At 66.4% G+C, this 16,655-nt stretch carries 13 protein-coding genes and 1 tRNA gene; 7 read left to right on the forward strand and 7 right to left on the reverse strand.

The features are described 5' to 3' along the window. Positions 1 to 100: 100 nt before the first annotated feature. Positions 101 to 1,186 (reverse strand): galactokinase, encoded by a 1,086-nt coding sequence (locus G6N47_RS03790; protein WP_083130250.1) that lies wholly within the window; start codon positions 1,184 to 1,186, stop codon positions 101 to 103. Further along, positions 1,183 to 2,259: a galactose-1-phosphate uridylyltransferase gene (galT, locus tag G6N47_RS03795; protein WP_232080116.1), complete on the reverse strand. Its 1,077-nt coding sequence runs from the start codon at positions 2,257 to 2,259 to the stop codon at positions 1,183 to 1,185. The genes G6N47_RS03790 and galT overlap by 4 nt, the downstream gene beginning before the upstream one ends. 119 nt (positions 2,260 to 2,378) lie before the next feature. Here galT and G6N47_RS03800 point away from each other — a divergent pair, with 119 nt between their 5' ends. Then, the gene (locus G6N47_RS03800) at positions 2,379 to 4,433 is read left to right on the forward strand and encodes an FUSC family protein (protein ID WP_083130525.1); all 2,055 of its coding nucleotides are present in this window, start codon (positions 2,379 to 2,381) and stop codon (positions 4,431 to 4,433) included. Here G6N47_RS03800 and G6N47_RS03805 read toward each other — a convergent pair. Then, entirely contained in the window at positions 4,408 to 5,208 is an 801-nt protein-coding gene (locus tag G6N47_RS03805) for a glycoside hydrolase family 16 protein (RefSeq protein ID WP_083130251.1), read from the reverse strand. The genes G6N47_RS03800 and G6N47_RS03805 overlap by 26 nt on opposite strands. Before the next feature lie 132 nt (positions 5,209 to 5,340). Here G6N47_RS03805 and G6N47_RS03810 point away from each other — a divergent pair, with 132 nt between their 5' ends. Continuing rightward, positions 5,341 to 8,526, forward strand: coding sequence for an ATP-binding protein (locus G6N47_RS03810; protein ID WP_083130252.1), 3,186 nt, complete (start codon positions 5,341 to 5,343; stop codon positions 8,524 to 8,526). After that, positions 8,523 to 10,226 (forward strand): hydroxysqualene dehydroxylase, encoded by a 1,704-nt coding sequence (locus G6N47_RS03815; RefSeq protein WP_083130253.1) that lies wholly within the window; start codon positions 8,523 to 8,525, stop codon positions 10,224 to 10,226. Before G6N47_RS03810 ends, G6N47_RS03815 begins: the two co-directional genes overlap by 4 nt. Before the next feature lies 1 nt (position 10,227). Here G6N47_RS03815 and G6N47_RS03820 read toward each other — a convergent pair whose 3' ends face one another. Continuing rightward, entirely contained in the window at positions 10,228 to 11,073 is an 846-nt protein-coding gene (locus G6N47_RS03820) for a DUF5995 family protein (RefSeq protein ID WP_083130254.1), read from the reverse strand. A 70-nt stretch (positions 11,074 to 11,143) separates the two neighbouring features. Continuing rightward, positions 11,144 to 11,226 (reverse strand) — tRNA-Tyr (locus G6N47_RS03825). An 80-nt stretch (positions 11,227 to 11,306) separates the two neighbouring features. Here G6N47_RS03825 and G6N47_RS03830 point away from each other — a divergent pair. From G6N47_RS03830 to G6N47_RS03845, 4 genes are all read left to right on the forward strand, one after another. Beyond that, positions 11,307 to 11,798 carry a YajQ family cyclic di-GMP-binding protein gene (locus G6N47_RS03830; protein WP_062540027.1) on the forward strand — a complete coding sequence of 164 codons (492 nt, stop codon included), beginning with the start codon at positions 11,307 to 11,309 and terminating at the stop codon, positions 11,796 to 11,798. An 11-nt stretch (positions 11,799 to 11,809) separates the two neighbouring features. Continuing rightward, positions 11,810 to 12,259, forward strand: coding sequence for a hypothetical protein (locus tag G6N47_RS03835; protein WP_083130255.1), 450 nt, complete (start codon positions 11,810 to 11,812; stop codon positions 12,257 to 12,259). Between the two features lie 91 nt (positions 12,260 to 12,350). After that, positions 12,351 to 13,862: a flavin-containing monooxygenase gene (locus G6N47_RS03840; protein WP_083130256.1), complete on the forward strand. Its 1,512-nt coding sequence runs from the start codon at positions 12,351 to 12,353 to the stop codon at positions 13,860 to 13,862. A gap of 32 nt (positions 13,863 to 13,894) precedes the next feature. Next, positions 13,895 to 14,200 (forward strand): hypothetical protein, encoded by a 306-nt coding sequence (locus G6N47_RS03845; protein ID WP_083130257.1) that lies wholly within the window; start codon positions 13,895 to 13,897, stop codon positions 14,198 to 14,200. Positions 14,201 to 14,202: 2 nt separating this feature from the next. Here G6N47_RS03845 and G6N47_RS03850 read toward each other — a convergent pair whose 3' ends face one another. Beyond that, entirely contained in the window at positions 14,203 to 14,661 is a 459-nt protein-coding gene (locus G6N47_RS03850) for a hypothetical protein (RefSeq protein ID WP_232080117.1), read from the reverse strand. Between the two features lie 70 nt (positions 14,662 to 14,731). Next, on the reverse strand, positions 14,732 to 16,603 hold the full coding sequence (locus G6N47_RS03855; protein ID WP_232080118.1) for an alpha/beta hydrolase: 1,872 nt from the start codon (positions 16,601 to 16,603) through the stop codon (positions 14,732 to 14,734). Positions 16,604 to 16,655: the final 52 nt, after the last annotated feature.

Here is a 16,655-nt window from a genome sequence, read left to right on the forward strand (position 1 = left end):
TTTGAGTGCCTGGAGTGACGAATGCGTCGGCGGCTCAGCCCGCAAAACCCCCCTTGTCGCTACGAGGCGGGCACATCGTGCATCCCTTGTCGCCGGTGACTCATGTGACACGTGGGACGCCGGCGCCCTGGGCGGCATACGTCCGGGTAATCACCGGCTGCTCATAGCCCGCTTCGTGCACCGCCCCTCGAACCGCCGAAGCGACGGCGTCCACCCGCTCAGTCGGAACCAATGCGATCACACAGCCCCCGAACCCGCCGCCCGTCATACGCGCACCAAACGCGCCCGCTCTCAGCGCCGCGTCGGCGATCACATCGATGTGCTCGGTGGTGATTTCGAAGTCGTCGCGCATCGAGGCGTGCGACGCTGTGAAGATGCGGCCCGCCGACACGAAATCCGAGTCATCCAGCGCCGCAACAAAATCCAACACCCGCTGGTTCTCCGTCAGCACGTGCCGGGCACGACGGGCATCAGCGGGATCGCCCACCGCCCGCAGCGCAGACACGTCATAAACCTCCCGCAGCGACGGCACCCCCACCGCGGCGGCCGCCCGTTCGCACGACGCCCGACGGGCCGCGTACTCGCCGCCCGCGTGCGTGTGCCGCGCCCGCGAGTCGATCAACAGCAGCGCAACCCCCGCCGCCTCGGGGTCGAACGGCACCGGCCGCACGGTCAGCTCCCGAAAGTCGATCAGCAACGCCGTCGACGGCTCCCCGAACAGCGCCGCCAACTGGTCGAGCAAACCCGTTGGTGCGCCGACGTATTCGTTCTCCGCACGCTGCGCCAGCCGGGCCTGCTCCAGCCGGTCGATATGCACACCACACGCCAACGCCCCCACCACCGCACACTCCAGCGCGGCCGACGACGACAACCCCGACCCGATCTCGACGTCACTGGTGACCGACATGGCACCGCCCGGCACGCGGTAACCCGCGCTACCTAACGCCCACACCACCCCCGCCACATAGCCGGCCCAACCGCTGACGTCACCCGGAACCGTGTCAAGCGGAATCCGCACCACGCCGTCCATGCGGTCGCTGCGCACGGTAATCACATCTGCATCCGACGGCTCGAACGTCACCGTGGTGCGCTGCGGCAGCGCGATCGGCAGCGCGAAACCCAGGTTGTAGTCGGTGTGTTCACCGATCAGGTTGATCCGCCCCGGCGCGGCGTATCGGATCGTCACCCGAGTTCTCGCAGCCGCTCGGCCACGGCTTCCGGCATCACGTCGCTGATGAATGCGTCCATCGCCGACTCGGAGGCGGCCAAGTACTTCAAAGCCGTAGCGCTGCGCCGGATCGACATCAGCTCGACGTGGAAGTAGCCCTCCCGTTGCGCGTCGGTGTCGGCGTACTGGTGCAGTGCCGACATATAGGGCAGCGGAGCGGAATACATCCGGTCGAAGCGCCGCAGCAGGTCGAGATAGATCTGCGCGAAGTCGTCCAGTTCACCGTCGGAGAGGTCAACGAGGTTGTGCACGAACCGGTTCGGATAGACGTGCACCTCCACTGGCCAGCGCGCCGCGAACGGCACGAACGCCGTGAACGACGAGGTCCGCGCGACGACACGACTTCCGTCGGTTACCTCGCGTGCCAGCAGGTCTTCAAACAGGTTGCGGCCAAACCGGTTTCGATGCTCACGCGCTTGCTCCAGCATCACGGCAGTGCGCGGCGTCAGATACGGGTAGCCGTAAATCTGACCATGCGGATGGCTCAGCGTCACCCCGATCTCCTCGCCGCGGTTCTCGAAGCAGAACACCTCCTCGACGCCGGCCAGACCCATCAGGTCGGCCGTGCGATGCCGCCACGCATCGACGACAAGGCGGGCGTGCGACGCCTCCAAGTCGGCAAACGAGCCGGTGTGATCCGACGAAAAGCAGATCACCTCGCAGCGGCCATAACCAGGCACCGGCACAAACCCGTCCGGCACGGCCAGCGTCGAACCGGTTCCGCACAGGCTCGGGAACCGGTTCTCGAAAACCACGACGTCGTAATCGGGAACGGGCACCTCGCTGGTCAACCCCGTCGGGCCCGGGCACAACGGACACTGGTCAGCGGGCGGCTTGTAAGTGCGGTCCTGGCGAAGCGCCGCAATGATCACCCACTGCCCGGTCGTCCGGTCGAACCGCAACTGCGACTGGGCAGGGTCACGCTCCGGCAGCGGCCGGCGGTCTACAACCGGCGCCGGAGTGTGACCGGGCAACGAGAAGAACAGCAGGTCGCGGCCGTCGGCCAGCTTCGCCCGGGTCGGCGCCGTCACGATGTCGAAGACTAATCGACCGGCGCGTTTGGGCCACGGCGCCACAGTGCAGTAACCATGAGGAAGGCAGAAGGAGGCGGTCAGGAGTGCGCGGTCGATTCGAGCGAGCACTGAACTGGCTGATCGGCTCCGACCCTGGGGCGTTGCGGCTGCGGATGGCCATACGGACGACGGCCGCGCTGGCATGCGCGCTGGCGATCCTGTTCCTGCTGACCAAGGCCACCGGACAGCCCGTGACCGTCGCGCTGCTCGGCGTGCTGATCACGATGGTCGCGGCGCGTTCCGTCAACGAGCCCGATCCCCGTCAGCAGAAGATCACGATGGCGCTGCTGCCGCTGCCCGCCGCGGCAGCCATCTCCGCCGGCGCGCTGCTGGCGCCCCACAAGCTGGTCAGCGACATCGTGTTCGTGGTGATCGTGTTCGCCGCGGTCTACATCCGCCGCTTCGGCCCGCGCGGACGAGCGCTGGGCATGGTCATGTTCATGGCCTACTTCTTCACCCTGTTCCTCCGGGCCACGACCGCCGAGCTGCCCTGGCTGATCGGGGCCGTGCTGGTGGGCACGTTGTGCAGCTTCGTCTTCGGCACCTATGTGCTGCCCGACCGACCCGAACGCGTGCTGTCAGCGAGCCTGCGCGCCCTGCGGGCCCGAATGGCCATCGTCGTCGACACCACCGCCGAGGCGCTGAAGACCGGCCGGCTCGACGAGCGACGCCGCCGCCGACTGCGAGCGCGGATCGCCCGGCTCAACGAGACCGCGTTGATGGTCCAGAGCCAGCTCGAAGACAAGGTCAACCCGGCGACGCTGCCCGGCGTCACCGGCGAGCAACTGGCGCTGTGGCTGTTCGACGCCGAACTCACCGTCGAGCGGGTGGCCACGGCCGGGGCACGCGCCGCCGCGGCCGACATCCCGGCCGCCGACCGCGCGGAATTGGCCGCCGCGCTCACCCAGCTGGCCAGTGCCATCCGGCTGCCGGAGCGCGGCGGCCTCGACCAGGCCGCGGCCATGGCTCAGCGAGTGCTCGACCAGCGGCCACCTGACCCGCTAAGGCGCCTCGCAATGGCGATAATCGCTACGGCCACAACCACTTCCGAGGTCCGCGCACGTGTCGAACATCCGGGAAGCTGGGCACCCACGCCCGTCGACACCGAACCGCCCGAGCCCGGTCTGCGGCCGACCACCCGGCAAGCCATTCAAGTCGCCGTCGCCGCCTCGCTCGCGATCGTCGTCGGCGAACTGGTATCCCCAGCCCGCTGGTACTGGGCGGTGATCGCTGCGTTCGTGATCTTCGCCGGCACCAACTCCTGGGGCGAAACGCTCACCAAGGGCTGGCAGCGGCTGCTTGGCACGGCGCTCGGTGTGCCGAGCGGCGTGCTGATCGCCACGCTGGTCTCCGGCGACCGCGCCGCGTCGCTGGTCCTGATCTTCGTGTGCCTGTTCTGCGCGTTCTACTGCATGAAGATCGCCTACAGCATGATGACGTTCTGGATCACGACCATGCTGGCGTTGTTGTACGGCCTGCTCGGCCAATTCACCGTCCACCTGCTGTTGCTGCGCATCGAAGAGACCGCGATCGGCGCGGTGATCGGCGCCGCGGTCGCCGTCCTGGTGCTGCCGGCCGACACCCGAAAAGCCATCCGCGACGACGCCCACACCTTCTTGACGACGCTGTCGAACCTGATCGACGCGTCGGCGTCGTCGCTGCTGGGCAAGGCCAGCGGCAACCCGACCGACCTGGCCCGTCAACTCGACCGCAACCTGCAGCAGTACCGGCAAACGGCCAAGCCGTTGATGGCCGGCGTCGCCGGCCTCTCCGGGCGCCGCAGCATCCGGCGTGGCCTGCGGATGCTCGCCGCCTGCGACCACTACGCGCGGACCCTGGCCCGCAACAGCGCTCGCTACGACGACGCGCCGCCTGAGCTGGCCGACGCCGTGAGCGCCGCGGCCGCGCAGGTTCGCCGCAACATCGACGCGCTGGACGCCGCCCGCGACGGCACCGCACAGAGCGTCGCCCCTGCTACCGACTACCTTGACGCCGCCGAGACTCTTGCCAGCCAAAACTCCAGCCTGCTCGCCGCCCTGCACGCACTGCGTCAGATCGACCGGGCCGTGATCACCGCCGCCGTCGAGCTGGGCGCCGACGACGCTGCTACCAGACCCGTATCCAGTCGATGAGCATCTCCGCCGGATAGCTGCCCGGCCCGGGATCGCCGCCACCCGACCCGGCGACGGCCAGGTTGAGCACCGGAAACACCTGGTAGCCGGGGTCGTTGAACGGCCAGTCCGCGATCGAGCGGGCCGGAACGGTGAAGTAGGGCGCCGCGCCGTCGGTGTAGTCCTGCCAGAACCGCATGCCGGCGTCGTCCCATTGGCATCGCCAGGTGTGCCACGCGCTGTCCAGCGCGATGTTGTGCGTCGCCCATTCGGCGCCGTTCGCCTTGGTGTGGACGGTGGTGGCCGACGGCCAGTTGCCGTTGCCGTACCACTCCATGACGTCGATTTCGCCGTTGTTGTCGTTGCCCAGCCAAAACGCGGGCCAGCAGCCGGCGGTCAGGCAGTTGAGCTTGATCCGGGCTTCCCACGTGTGGCCGATGCCGCCGCGCCACGAGCCTTGCACTTTGCCGCTGTAATAGGTGTTGCCGTCTTTTGCGGCGCGCAGCACCAAATTCGAGTTGCCGTCGAGGAACACGTTCTTGCGGTCGTCGCGGTATTGGCCGACGTTTTCCGGCCGTTCCCAGTACGTCGGGTCCTTCATCGTCTCGCGGGCCCGCGCCACCATCCACTTCGACCGGTCGGGGGCTGAGCCGGCCGGGCCGTCGAACTCGTCGTGGAACAGGTAGTTCCCGGATGCCGCAGGTGGCGCGGCCTTAGCTGTGGAAACGGGAACCGCGGCGGTCAGCAGGCCGAATCCCGTCATCAACATCATGCTGCGTCGGTCCATCTCAGGCAGACTACCGATTCGAGTACCGGCGGACCGCGAAGCGGGTAGACACCTACTCTACTTGCGTCGATTTGCTGAACATCGCTGGTCACACGCGTACCCTTAGCCCCGCGGGGGAGCCTTCGGGGGCCGGAGGCGTATGTGAGCCCTGACCAATCCAATACGACGATTAACGAATTGCTGGACCGCGCGGTGCGGGCCATCAATGCGGGCGACCGCACGACTGCGACCACCCTTGCCGGACAGGTGCTTTCCGTCGACCACGGCAATCTTGAGGCCGAGGACCTGCTCGCCGCTCCCGCTCGATACGGCGAAATCCGCCGCCTCACAATCATGTTCGCCGATTTGGTGGATTCGACGGTGCTGTCCACCCGATTGGAACCGGAGACCTACCGCACGCTGGTCGGCCGCTACCGCGACGAGGTGGCCCGGCTCATCGACCGCTACGAGGGCCACATCTGCTCGATCAAGGGCGACGGGTTGCTGGCGGTATTCGGCCACCCCAAGGCACACGAGGACGACCTGCGCCGGGCCATCGCGGCGGGGCTGGACATCACCCGGGCGGTGGCGCAGCTCAGCGAGCAGGCCAGCCGCAAGTTCGGGGCGCCGATCAACGTGCGGGTCGGCATCCACCGCGGCCTGGTCTACCTCGACACCGACCAGGACGACGTGTACGGATTCGCCGCCAACCTGACCGCCCGCATCTCCGGTCTGGCCGAGCCCGGCACCGTCGCGGTGTCCGACGCCGTCGCGCCGCTGGTGCGCGACGCGTTCGAGCTCAGCGCCCGCCCGCCGGCCCCGGTGAAGGGCGTCGACGGGCTGATCCCCCATCACCGGGTTGTCGCCGAGCGGCCGGGCGCCCCGCCGCTGCGCCCGCTGCCGCTGATCGGGCGGGACCGCGAACGCGACTGGCTGCAGCAGAGCTGGCAGCGAGCGTGCGACGGCGCACTGACCATTCCCGGTGTTGCACTGCGCGGCGAGCCCGGAATCGGCAAGACCCGGCTCGCCGGCGAGGCCACCGAATTGGCCCGGGCCGCAGGCGCGCCGGTGGTCGAGCTGATCGGTTCGCCGCTGCACACCGAGACCGGCCTGCACCCGGTGCACACGCTTTTGGAGCGGCGTTGCGGCATCACCCGGCTCACCGAGGGTGCCCAGCGACTTCGGCTGTTGCAGGACGAATTAGCCACCCGCGCAATGGATCCCGACGCCACTGTGCCGCTGCTGGCGCCGGTGCTGGGTGTCGGCCCCGAACACGGCTATGCCCCGGCCGCGGTGGAAGGGCGCACACTTTACGAGTCGATCGGCGCGGCCGTGCGCCAGTATGTGTTGGCCAGCATCGGCGATCAACCGGGGTTGGTGCTTGCCGAGGATGTGCACTGGTTCGACCCGTCCACTCTGGAGCTGATCACCGCGTTGCTGGCGGCCGCCGACGGGCGCCTGCTCGTGGTCCTGACGGGCCGCGAAGACGGCTGGTTGCAATCCGATTGGCCGGTAACACTTTTCGACCTCGCGCCGTTGACCGACGAGCAGTCCGACGCCCTGATCGACGCATTGGATCCGGCCCTGACCGATGCGCAGCGGGCCGCGGTGCGCCGACGGTGCGACGGGGTGCCGTTCTACCTCGAGCATGTCGTCGGCGAACTCGACGCCAAATTCGGCGTACCCGAGGCGTTGTACGAGCCGCTGTTCGCCAGGCTGCATCGCCCGCACGCCGATGCGGTGCCGGTCGCGGAAGCGGCCGCCGTCATCGGACGTTCCGGCGACATCGCCTTGCTTCGCGCGGTGGTCGGCCGCGACGCCGAGGACGTCGACGACATTGCCGCCGAACTCGTGCGGGCGCGGGTGCTCGAACTCACCGGAAACGACAGCTGGCGGTTTCGCCACGAGCTGCTGCGCGAAGTGGCCGCCGAATTGGCACCGCCGTCGCTGCGCCGCGACCTGCACGCCCGGGCCGCCCGCGCGCTGGTCGAGGCGGCGACCACCGTCGAGCCGGATTGGCGTGTGGTCGCAGACCATTTCGAGCAGGCCCACTTGTACGACGAGGCCGTCGCCGCCAGCCAGAAAGCATCGGTCGACGCCCGTCGCCGCGGCGCCATCGCCGAAGCCCGCGCCTGCCTGACCGACGCCGTCAACCAGCTCGCCCACTGCGCCGAAGGACCGGAGCGCGACCGCAAGGAGATCGCGATCCGGCTGGAGCGCGGCTTCTTGGCCGGCGCCGTGCAGGGCAGCATGAGCGGCGAGGGACCCGCCGAACTCGAACGGTGCCTGCAGCTGGCGACCAGCGGCATGTACGACGACGAGCTGTTCCTGACGTTGATGGCGATGATCGCCTACTACTACAACAGGGCCGAGCTGCGCCGGCTTCGTGAACTCGTCGATTCGCTGTCCAACCGAATTCCGTCGGGCTGGCTGTGGAGCTATCCGGCCATCGAGTGTTCGCTAGGCGGGATCGCCTGGCTGGAAGGCGATTTCGCCACAGCTCGCAAGCATCTGCTGCGCGTGCTGGCCGACCCCTCCGCCGCCGATCCACACGAATTGGGTGCGGCGTGGTGGATCGCCGACGACGTCCTTGCGGCGACCCACATCTACCTGGCGCGCACGCATATGGTGTACGGCGACCTGGACCATGCCGAGGCCGAGCTGGCGAACGCCGCCCGGCGCTGCGACAGCCTGGCATTCCCGCAGAACGCCTACAACCGGGCGCACCTCGACTTCGCGACAATTTGGCTTTGCCTGGAGGCGGGCCAGATTGAGCGGGCAGCCACTATGGTCGGCGATCTTCGTCGGCTGAGCGAGCAGTCGGGACTCGACCTGTGGCGAGGCGTCAGCGCAACCCAGCATGCCACCGTCAAGGGACTGACCGCATTGAGCGCCGGCGCCGACCCGGACACCCTGATCACCAGGGCCTGGAAAATAGCTGGATGGGTGGACGGCTCGCGACACCTGCACCTCAATATCTATCTCACTTTCCACGACGCGGTGATCGGCCGGTTGTTGATTGCCGCGGGCCTGCCGGAGCAGGCGCGCAACCGGTTGGACTGGGCGTTGCAGCATGCCCAAGACACCGGCATGCACTTCCACGACGCCGAGCTGATGCGCGTGCGGGCCCACACGTTCGCGGACCTGTCGCAGCAGCGCGAAGCGCTCAGCGCCGCGCTCGAGTTCGCCCGCAAGCAAGGCGCGACGTTGTTCGAATTACGTTGTCTGCTAGATAGTTTCGAGTTGTGCGGCGACGGCGACCGGTCGGCGCTGGCCGACGTCGTCGCCCGCTTTCCCGGTGACGCGCGCTGGCCGGAATACGTACGAGCGGAAAAGATCCTGTCGTGACGTCGGTCGCGGTGCTGGGCGGCGGAGTCGGCGGGCTGACCGCCGCACACGAACTTGCCGAGCGCGGATTCGACGTCACCGTCTACGAAATGCGCGACGCGTTCGGCGGCAAGGCGCGCTCGATGCCGGTGCCGGGCTCGGGAACGGGACACCGTGAAGACCTGCCGGCCGAGCACGGATTCCGGTTCTTCCCCGGCTTCTACCGCCACATCCCCGACACCATGTCGCGAATCCCGGCCGCGAACGGCACAGTCGCAACGCATCTCACCGCGTCGACGCGAATGTTGCTGGCGCAGGACGGTCATCGCAACGAGATCGTCGGGATTGCCGAGCGGCCGTCGTCGCTGGACGACCTCGAGGTGATGATCCGGTTTATGTGGGAAACCGGTGTCGGCCTGGGCATTCCACCGGGCGAACTGGCGTGGTTCTTCGACCGCCTGCTGACCCTGATGTGCTCGTGCGACGAGCGTCGCTTCGACGAGTGGGAGCAGGTCAGCTGGTGGCAGTTCATGGGGGCCGAACAGCGCTCCCCCGCGTTCCAGAAGTTCCTCGCCGACGGGATGACCCGAACCCTCGTCGCGGCACGGGCGCGCGAAATGTCGGCACGCACAGGCGGATTGATCCTGTGCCAGCTTTTCTACGACCTGGTGCGCGGCGACGGGCGGATGGACCGGGTCCTGGACGGCCCGACCAGCGAGGTGTGGTTCGACCCGTGGCTCAGCTACCTGCGCGGCATGGGCGTCACGTTGCGCGGCGGCTGCGAGGTCGACGAAATCGACTGCAAGGGACATCACATCAGCGGTGTGACCATCTCCGGCCCCGGCGGCGCGGAGCGGGTGCGCGCCGACTATTACGTGGCGGCGCTGCCGGTCGAGCGGCTGCGCATGCTGGTCTCCCCGGCCCTGCGCGCCGCGGAGCCGCGACTGGCGGCGCTGCCGGAACTGGTCGTGCGCTGGATGAATGGCGCCATGTTCTACCTGTACCGCGATGTGCCGCTGGTCCACGGCCATGCGATTTTCATCGATTCGCAGTGGGCGTTGACCGCGATCTCGCAAGCCCAGTTCTGGCCCGGCATCGACTTGGAGAAGCGAGGCGACGGACTGGTCAACGGCATCCTGTCGGTCGACATCTCGGAGTGGAAGCGCAAGGGCGCACACGTCAAGAAGATCGCGATGGACTGCACCCGCGACGAGATCCGCAAGGAAGTGTGGGGCGAGCTCGTCGACGCCATCGACGACGGCTCGCTCGACGTGGCCAACGTGCACAGCTGGTTCCTGGACCCCGCCATCCAGTTGCCGAACCCGAGCGGGGCGACCAACCTCGAGCCGTTACTGGTCAACACCGCCGGCTCGTGGGCGAATCGGCCCGACGCGGTCACCGCGATACCCAACTTTTTGCTGGCGGCCGACTTCGTCCGCACCTACACGGATTTGGCGACGATGGAGGCCGCGAACGAGGCGGCGCGCCGCGCAGTCAACGGCATCCTGGACGCGGCCGGTTCGCCGGCGTCGCGCTGCGCGATCTGGAAGCTGCGCGAACCCGCCGTGCTGGCGCCGTTCCGCAAACTGGACCAGCTGCGTTGGCGGTTGGGCCGAAACGTCGTCAAGCCGCCCATCCGGGTCGACCAGCACGGCAAACCCCGGCACAGCGGCCCGCTGGCCCGTGTGCTGCTGGCGATCACTCGTCGCGGGCGACGATAGGTCAGAGCAGCTTTTTGATCAGCGGGTGCGGTTTTTCGGCGATCCCCGCGAGTGCGGCTACGTTAGCGCCGACGTCGTGGCTTTCCCGCTTTTTGACGACATTGACGATGTGGTGGAACGGTTTCCATTTTTCGGGCGGGTCGAGGTACCAGGCGCCCAGCGCCGACGTCCACGCCGACTGATTGACCGTCTTCTGCTTCGCCTGGGCCGGATTTTCGGCCAGGGCGACGGCGAACCACCAAGCGCCGGTGCGGAACTTGACGATCAGCCGTCGGATCCAAAAGATCTCGTTCGGCACCGCCCGGCGAACCCAGCGGAATGCCGGTGAAAGTTTTTGGATGATGTCGAGCAGATCGGGGACCTGGCTGCCCAGCAAAGCGTTGACGTGGAAGAAATCCGGCTCCAGATCGCGCAGCGTGTGCGGGGCGACGGTGGCGGCGCTGACGCCCAGATCGAAGCAGATGTGGGCGTTCAACCCGGTCATCATTTGCTGAATCATGGTGGCGTCGCTGTCCGCCTGGCCGACGAACGAGACCTCCCACGGCGCTGTCAGCCCGTTGAAGGTGCGCGGGTGGAAATAGGCATTCAACGCGTCGAAGTAGCGCTTGGCGAAAACGAGATCGAACCGCTCCATCCGTTTCGGATCCTTGAACGCGCCGGTGTCGAGGCCGTGACGAACGGCGAAGGTCGCGCGTTTGTACAGCACGGCGAAGTAGCCGATGGTGCTCTGAGCATTGATCGACCAGTCGATGATCTGATCGAGATTGCGCGCGACGTCGTCGACGCTGTGGGGTTCGGGCAGCCGCGGTAATGGCCCCGGCGGGGGCGTAGACAGTGGAACAGCCATGCGAGGGATTGTCACCACGCGCCCGAGAGCTGACTAGGGTATTCGGCTACTCCAACTGTGGTGAGGAGGGTGGCAGGTCCAGGATTCGAACCTGGGTAGGCATACGCCGACGGATTTACAGTCCGCTCCCATTGGCCGCTCGGGCAACCTGCCTTGGTGCGACTAGCACCCTACAACGAGGATGTACTCAGGATACAAACGGCCAAGCAACCAATCGAGAGGGGACGGATCCAATGGCGGATTCATCGTTCGACATCGTCAGCAAGGTCGATCGCCAGGAGGTCGACAACGCCCTCAACCAGGCGGCCAAGGAGCTGGCCACCCGGTTCGACTTCCGCGGCACCGACACCAAGATCGCCTGGAAGGGCGACGAGGCCATCGAGCTGACCAGTTCGACCGAGGAGCGCGTCAAGGCCGCCGTCGAGGTGTTCAAGGAAAAGCTGATCCGCCGCGACATCTCATTGAAGGCCTTCGAGGCCGGCGAGCCGCAGGCCTCCGGCAAGACCTACAAGGTGACCGGGACGCTCAAGCAGGGCATTTCCAGCGAGAACGCCAAGAAGATCACCAAGCTGATCCGCGACGAGGGCCCCAAGAACGTCAAGACGCAGATCCAGGGCGACGAAGTCCGGGTGTCCAGCAAAAAGCGCGACGACCTGCAGGCCGTCATCGCGATGCTGAAGAACGCCGACCTCGACGTCGCGTTGCAGTTCGTCAACTACCGGTAGGACTGGTCGCTATGAGCACCGGAGAGGACTTGGCCGTCGCGACGCAGCGCATTCGCCAGAGCGCCCAGGCCGTCCAGGCCGAACACAACCTCTACCGGCGCATCGACGCGGAATTCGGCATGCTGACCGGCGCCGCGGTCGGCAAACGAATGGGGTCGCGGTCGCGCGCCCCACGCAATCTCGCTGCGAGTGCGCACCGCAATAACCACCTGATCGCCATCCGCCAAGGCAATCACCTCGTTTACCCGGGCTTTCAGTTCGGGCCGGACGGGCGTCCGCTTGCCGTGATCGGCCGACTACGCGAGATCGCGGAGGCCAACGACTGGTCGGAGGTGGGCTTGGTGCAGTGGCTGTGCTCGCCGACGACGTACTTCGACGGCGACAGACCCGTCGATCACCTTGTCGAGGATCCGGACGGCGTCGTCGCCGTGGCCGCCGACGACATGGCTATCGAGTGGTAAAAGCACCACCGGTAGACGCTCTGGCCCAATCAACCGGTGGGTGCCTAATCTGGTGACCACGACCACACCGTCGCCGGAAGCGAGGTTCGCGATGAGCGTGACGCCCCAGGAGGCCCCCGAGACCGCCACTGTGTCGGATGACGGCGGGTACTACGACGTCGTCATCATCGGCGCCGGCATCTCCGGGCTCGGCGCGGCCTACCGGCTCACCGAACGCAACCCCGGGCTGAACTACGTGATCCTCGAGCGGCGCGAGCAGATCGGCGGCACCTGGGACCTTTTCCGCTACCCCGGCGTCCGCTCCGACAGCAGCATCTTCACGCTGTGTTTCCCCTACGAGCCGTGGACCCGCAAAGAAGGAGTGGCCGACGGCGTCCACATCCGCGAGTACCTGACCGAGACCGCGCACAAGTACGGCATCGACAAGCACATCCGGTTCAACAGCCATGTGCGGTCCGCAGATTGGGACTCCTCGACTGACACCTGGACGGTCACCGCCGAGCACGACGGCGCTGAGACGACGTACCGCGGCCGGTTCGTGTTCTTCGGCTCGGGCTACTACAACTACGACGAGGGCTACACCCCGGAGTTCCCCGGCATCGAAGAGTTCGCCGGCACCGTCGTGCATCCGCAGCACTGGCCGGAGGACCTCGACTACACCGGCAAGAAGATGGTAGTGATCGGAAGTGGCGCGACGGCGATTTCGCTGATTCCCTCGCTGACCGAAAAGGCGTCGAAAGTCACCATGCTGCAACGCTCCCCGACGTACATGTTCTCGGCGTCGAGGTACAGCTGGTTCGCCGACGGGCTGCGAAAGCTGCTGCCGCGCAAGGTCGCCCACCCCATTATCCGGCTGCGCAACGCGCTGTTCGAGGGCGCGATCTGGTTTCTGGCCCGCAAGACGCCGGCCTTCATGAAGTGGTGGATCCGTCAGATCGCGCTCCGCAACCTGCCGAAAGGTTACGACGTCGACACCCATTTCAAGCCGCGGTACAACCCGTGGGATCAGCGGCTGTGCCTGATCCCCGACGCCGATCTGTACGTGGCGATCAGCGAAGGCCGCGCCGACGTGGTCACCGACCACATCGACCACTTCGACGAGACAGGCATCGCGCTGAAATCCGGCGGGCACCTCGACGCGGACATCGTCGTCACCGCCACCGGTCTGCAGTTGCAGGCGCTCGGAGGCGTGACGCTGTCGTTGGACGGCGCCGAGATCAAACCGCAGGACCGCTTTGTCTACAAGGCGCACATGCTCGAGGACGTCCCGAACCTGTTCTGGTGTGTCGGCTACACCAACGCGTCCTGGACGCTGCGCGCCGACATCACCGCCCGCGCGACGGCAAAGCTGTTGGAGTACATGCGAACTCGCGGCTACACGCACGCCTACCCGCATCTGGGCGGCGAGCCGATGCCCGAAAAGCCGTCCTGGGACATCCAGGCCGGCTATGTGTTGCGGTCGCTGCACGCGCTGCCGAAGTCGGGTACCAAGCGGCCGTGGAACGTGCGGCAGAATTACTTCGCCGATGCCATCGACTACCGGTTCGACCGCATCGACGAAGCGATGGTTTTTGGTCGGTGTCGCCAGTCACAAGTTGCTTGAAACCGACACCATCGGTTGTGCATTATTAAGGAATGCTAAGCACACGGAAGTTCGTCAGATCGACCGTCATAGCGGCAGCGGCCGCGACAGCGATCGCGGCCGGACCTATGGCCGTGTTGTTTTCGCCCGCACCGGTTTCCGACCAGGTCGTCGTCGCCGATCCCGGCACCGAGGGCGGCGGCGGCCCCGACGGCCAGGGCGGCGGCGGTGGCTGCGGCAGCGGTCCTGGCTGGAACGGCTGCGGTAGCTGGAACCCCTTCCAGGGCGCCATTGTCAACGCATGCACCAACGGCGCGTGCGGCGGGTGGGACGGCCAGCGCGGCTGGGGCCACTTCTAAATTCAGCCGCCGGCGATCTCGTCGGTGATGTCGTGCCAGCCGCTGTCGTTGCGGTGGTCGTTCATGTTGCGGCACTCGCCGAGTAGCTGAATACTGCCGCCGTTGTTTGGGGCCGGGCCCATCGTGATCGTGATGTTGTCTTTGTGCAGGTTCTCCCCATGCGGCCGCATGCCGGGCGCAGCACCGGTGCCCCAGCCGGGTTGCTTGGCCATCGTCGCGCTGATCTGCCGGAAAAAGGCGTTTCGATCAGTACCTTCCGGAATATCGAACGTCATGTCGACGCGGCCGTGGTAGGGAGGCTCGCCCTGGTCGTTGCACCACTCCCACGCGAACGTCGCATAGGCGACATGCAACCCGGTGGCTTTGACGATCTCCTTGGCCGGGTCGACTACCTGGGCTCGGGATTGCTCGTCGGAGAGCGGCGCGACGTCAGGTGAGGCGCGGTGCCGGGACGGAAACATCAGCGAGCATCCTCCTAGGACTAGGACCAGCGTAAGGCCAACCAGCAGCGCGCATCGCCGCCGAAGGTGGCTAATTCGGTTTGTAGTCATGGCCAAGGGTTCCCGGTCGGTCCCATTCCGGGTCGTAGATTGGTGATTCGAGTCGCGGTACAGGGATGTCGCCGAACGGAGTATGCACGTGGCCAGTCGCCACCGGTGGCACGTCGACCCGCGGTTTGGCCAGCAGTCCTTCGTTTCCCAGGTTGTCGCCGTGGCCGGTGGCGATGTCGGTCATGCTGCGCAGAGATTCGCTGCCGAGGTGGTAGTAGAACGAATGGTCGCTCGGGTTGAGGTGGGTGGTGCCGGGAACTTCGGCTTGAAACCGCGTTGCTCCGAAACCGTCATGCGCGGGGTCTGCGCCCAATCCGGCCGAGGCTCCAATCGGGTGACCCAACAAATCGTTGAGCGGGTTCGTCAAGCCGTGGCCTTCGCCGATCCAGCCAACGGGATCGGTGGAGGCGTCACCGACGTAAAGCTTGCCGCCGTTGAGGTGGAAATCGGCGGCGCTGTGCGCCATATCGGTTCCGGAGCAACCCAATAGGACGGCGTCGTTGGCGTGCATGCCGCTGCGGGCGAACGCGTCGGCCACCGTTGTGGAGCCGTAGGAATGTCCGATCACGGTGACATGCTGTGGAATTCCACTGTCGTGGGTCACCCCGAGCCCGTTGACATCCCATGCCAGCAGATCGCCACCCGCTCGCGCCAGTCCCGGGTTGGCAATGTTGGGGTCGGTGAAGTCCGCGGGGGTGTCATAGCCCATCCACGCGATCACTGCGGTGGGATGATCCGGATCCGCATAGTAAGACTGCCTCCATAGGTTGATCGCATCGTTGTGACCGTCAGAGAGCCAGCCGCCCTTCACACTGCTGCTGGTACCCGGCACGATCACCGCGGTATTCGGCGATTTGTCGGGATTGCCTATCGCGATCGCCGCCTTGCCCTTGCCGTTGAAGGCGGTGGGGTCGTACGCCCACAGCATGGTGGGTGGCAGGTGCCGCGCCATCTTTTCCTGGTCGCTGATCTCGCTGTAGCGGCGGTGGTCCTTGCTGGTATCGATGCCGAGATCATGCAAGAGGCCCTCTTGCGTCTTCTGCGCATTCTGATAGCGGGTGATGTCGTCGGCCGAAAGCCCATAGCGCCCTGGGTCTTTCACGACGTCAGCAGGGGACACCCCGTGCTGTTGTGCGGTGCGCTCGACCCGGTTGAGGTCGTCGTCCATGACCTGCACGTTGACCTTGTCACGCACGTCGGCCGGAATACCGTTGAGGTTGCCCAGGATCGGCGGATGTTGCGCGATGAGAGCCTGCCGCTGCTCGTCGGTCAACGAATCCCACCACTTCTTCACATCCTCGGGGCTGGTGTCCTGGGACGGGATCTGAATGTCTTGCCCCGACACCTTGACCGGCGGATTGGGAATCGACGGGCCGCACGCTTCCGCAATTGCGGCCGCGGTGGATTGGTCGGTTTCATCGAACACCTGCAGGAGCTTCTGGAGAAACTTCGTGAACTTGTCCGCCAGCCCGTTCAAGAACCTGCCGATCAGCCACTGGTGCGGTTTGACCACGCCGTCGTCGCTGACCGAGAAACCCATGGTCTGCAGGCTCTCGACCAAGTCCAGGATGGCTTTGCGCAGGGCCGACAGTTGGTCGCCGCCGTTTTGCAGCGCCGATTGCAGTTCTTGCAGCCGGGTGTGGAACCGTTCCTGCTTGCCCAGGATCTGCAGACCTTTGGCGATCGCGGCCTGCGCGGCGTCGCCCTGCCAGGACTGCTGAAGATAGGACAGCTCTTCGCGCTCGCCGGCCATGACGGTTTCCAGCTGGGTGATCTTGCCGCCCAAGGCACTGGCAGCATCGAGCAGTCTGTCCGGATGCGACGCCCTCACGGTCGAAACCGATACGCTCACGTCGCTAGATCTCCCCGGCCCGGCGTCGAACTGCAGGTTTTCTGAAGTTACC

The sequence above is a fragment of the Mycobacterium branderi genome, from assembly GCF_010728725.1.
GTDB classification, from domain to species: Bacteria; Actinomycetota; Actinomycetes; order Mycobacteriales; family Mycobacteriaceae; genus Mycobacterium; species Mycobacterium branderi.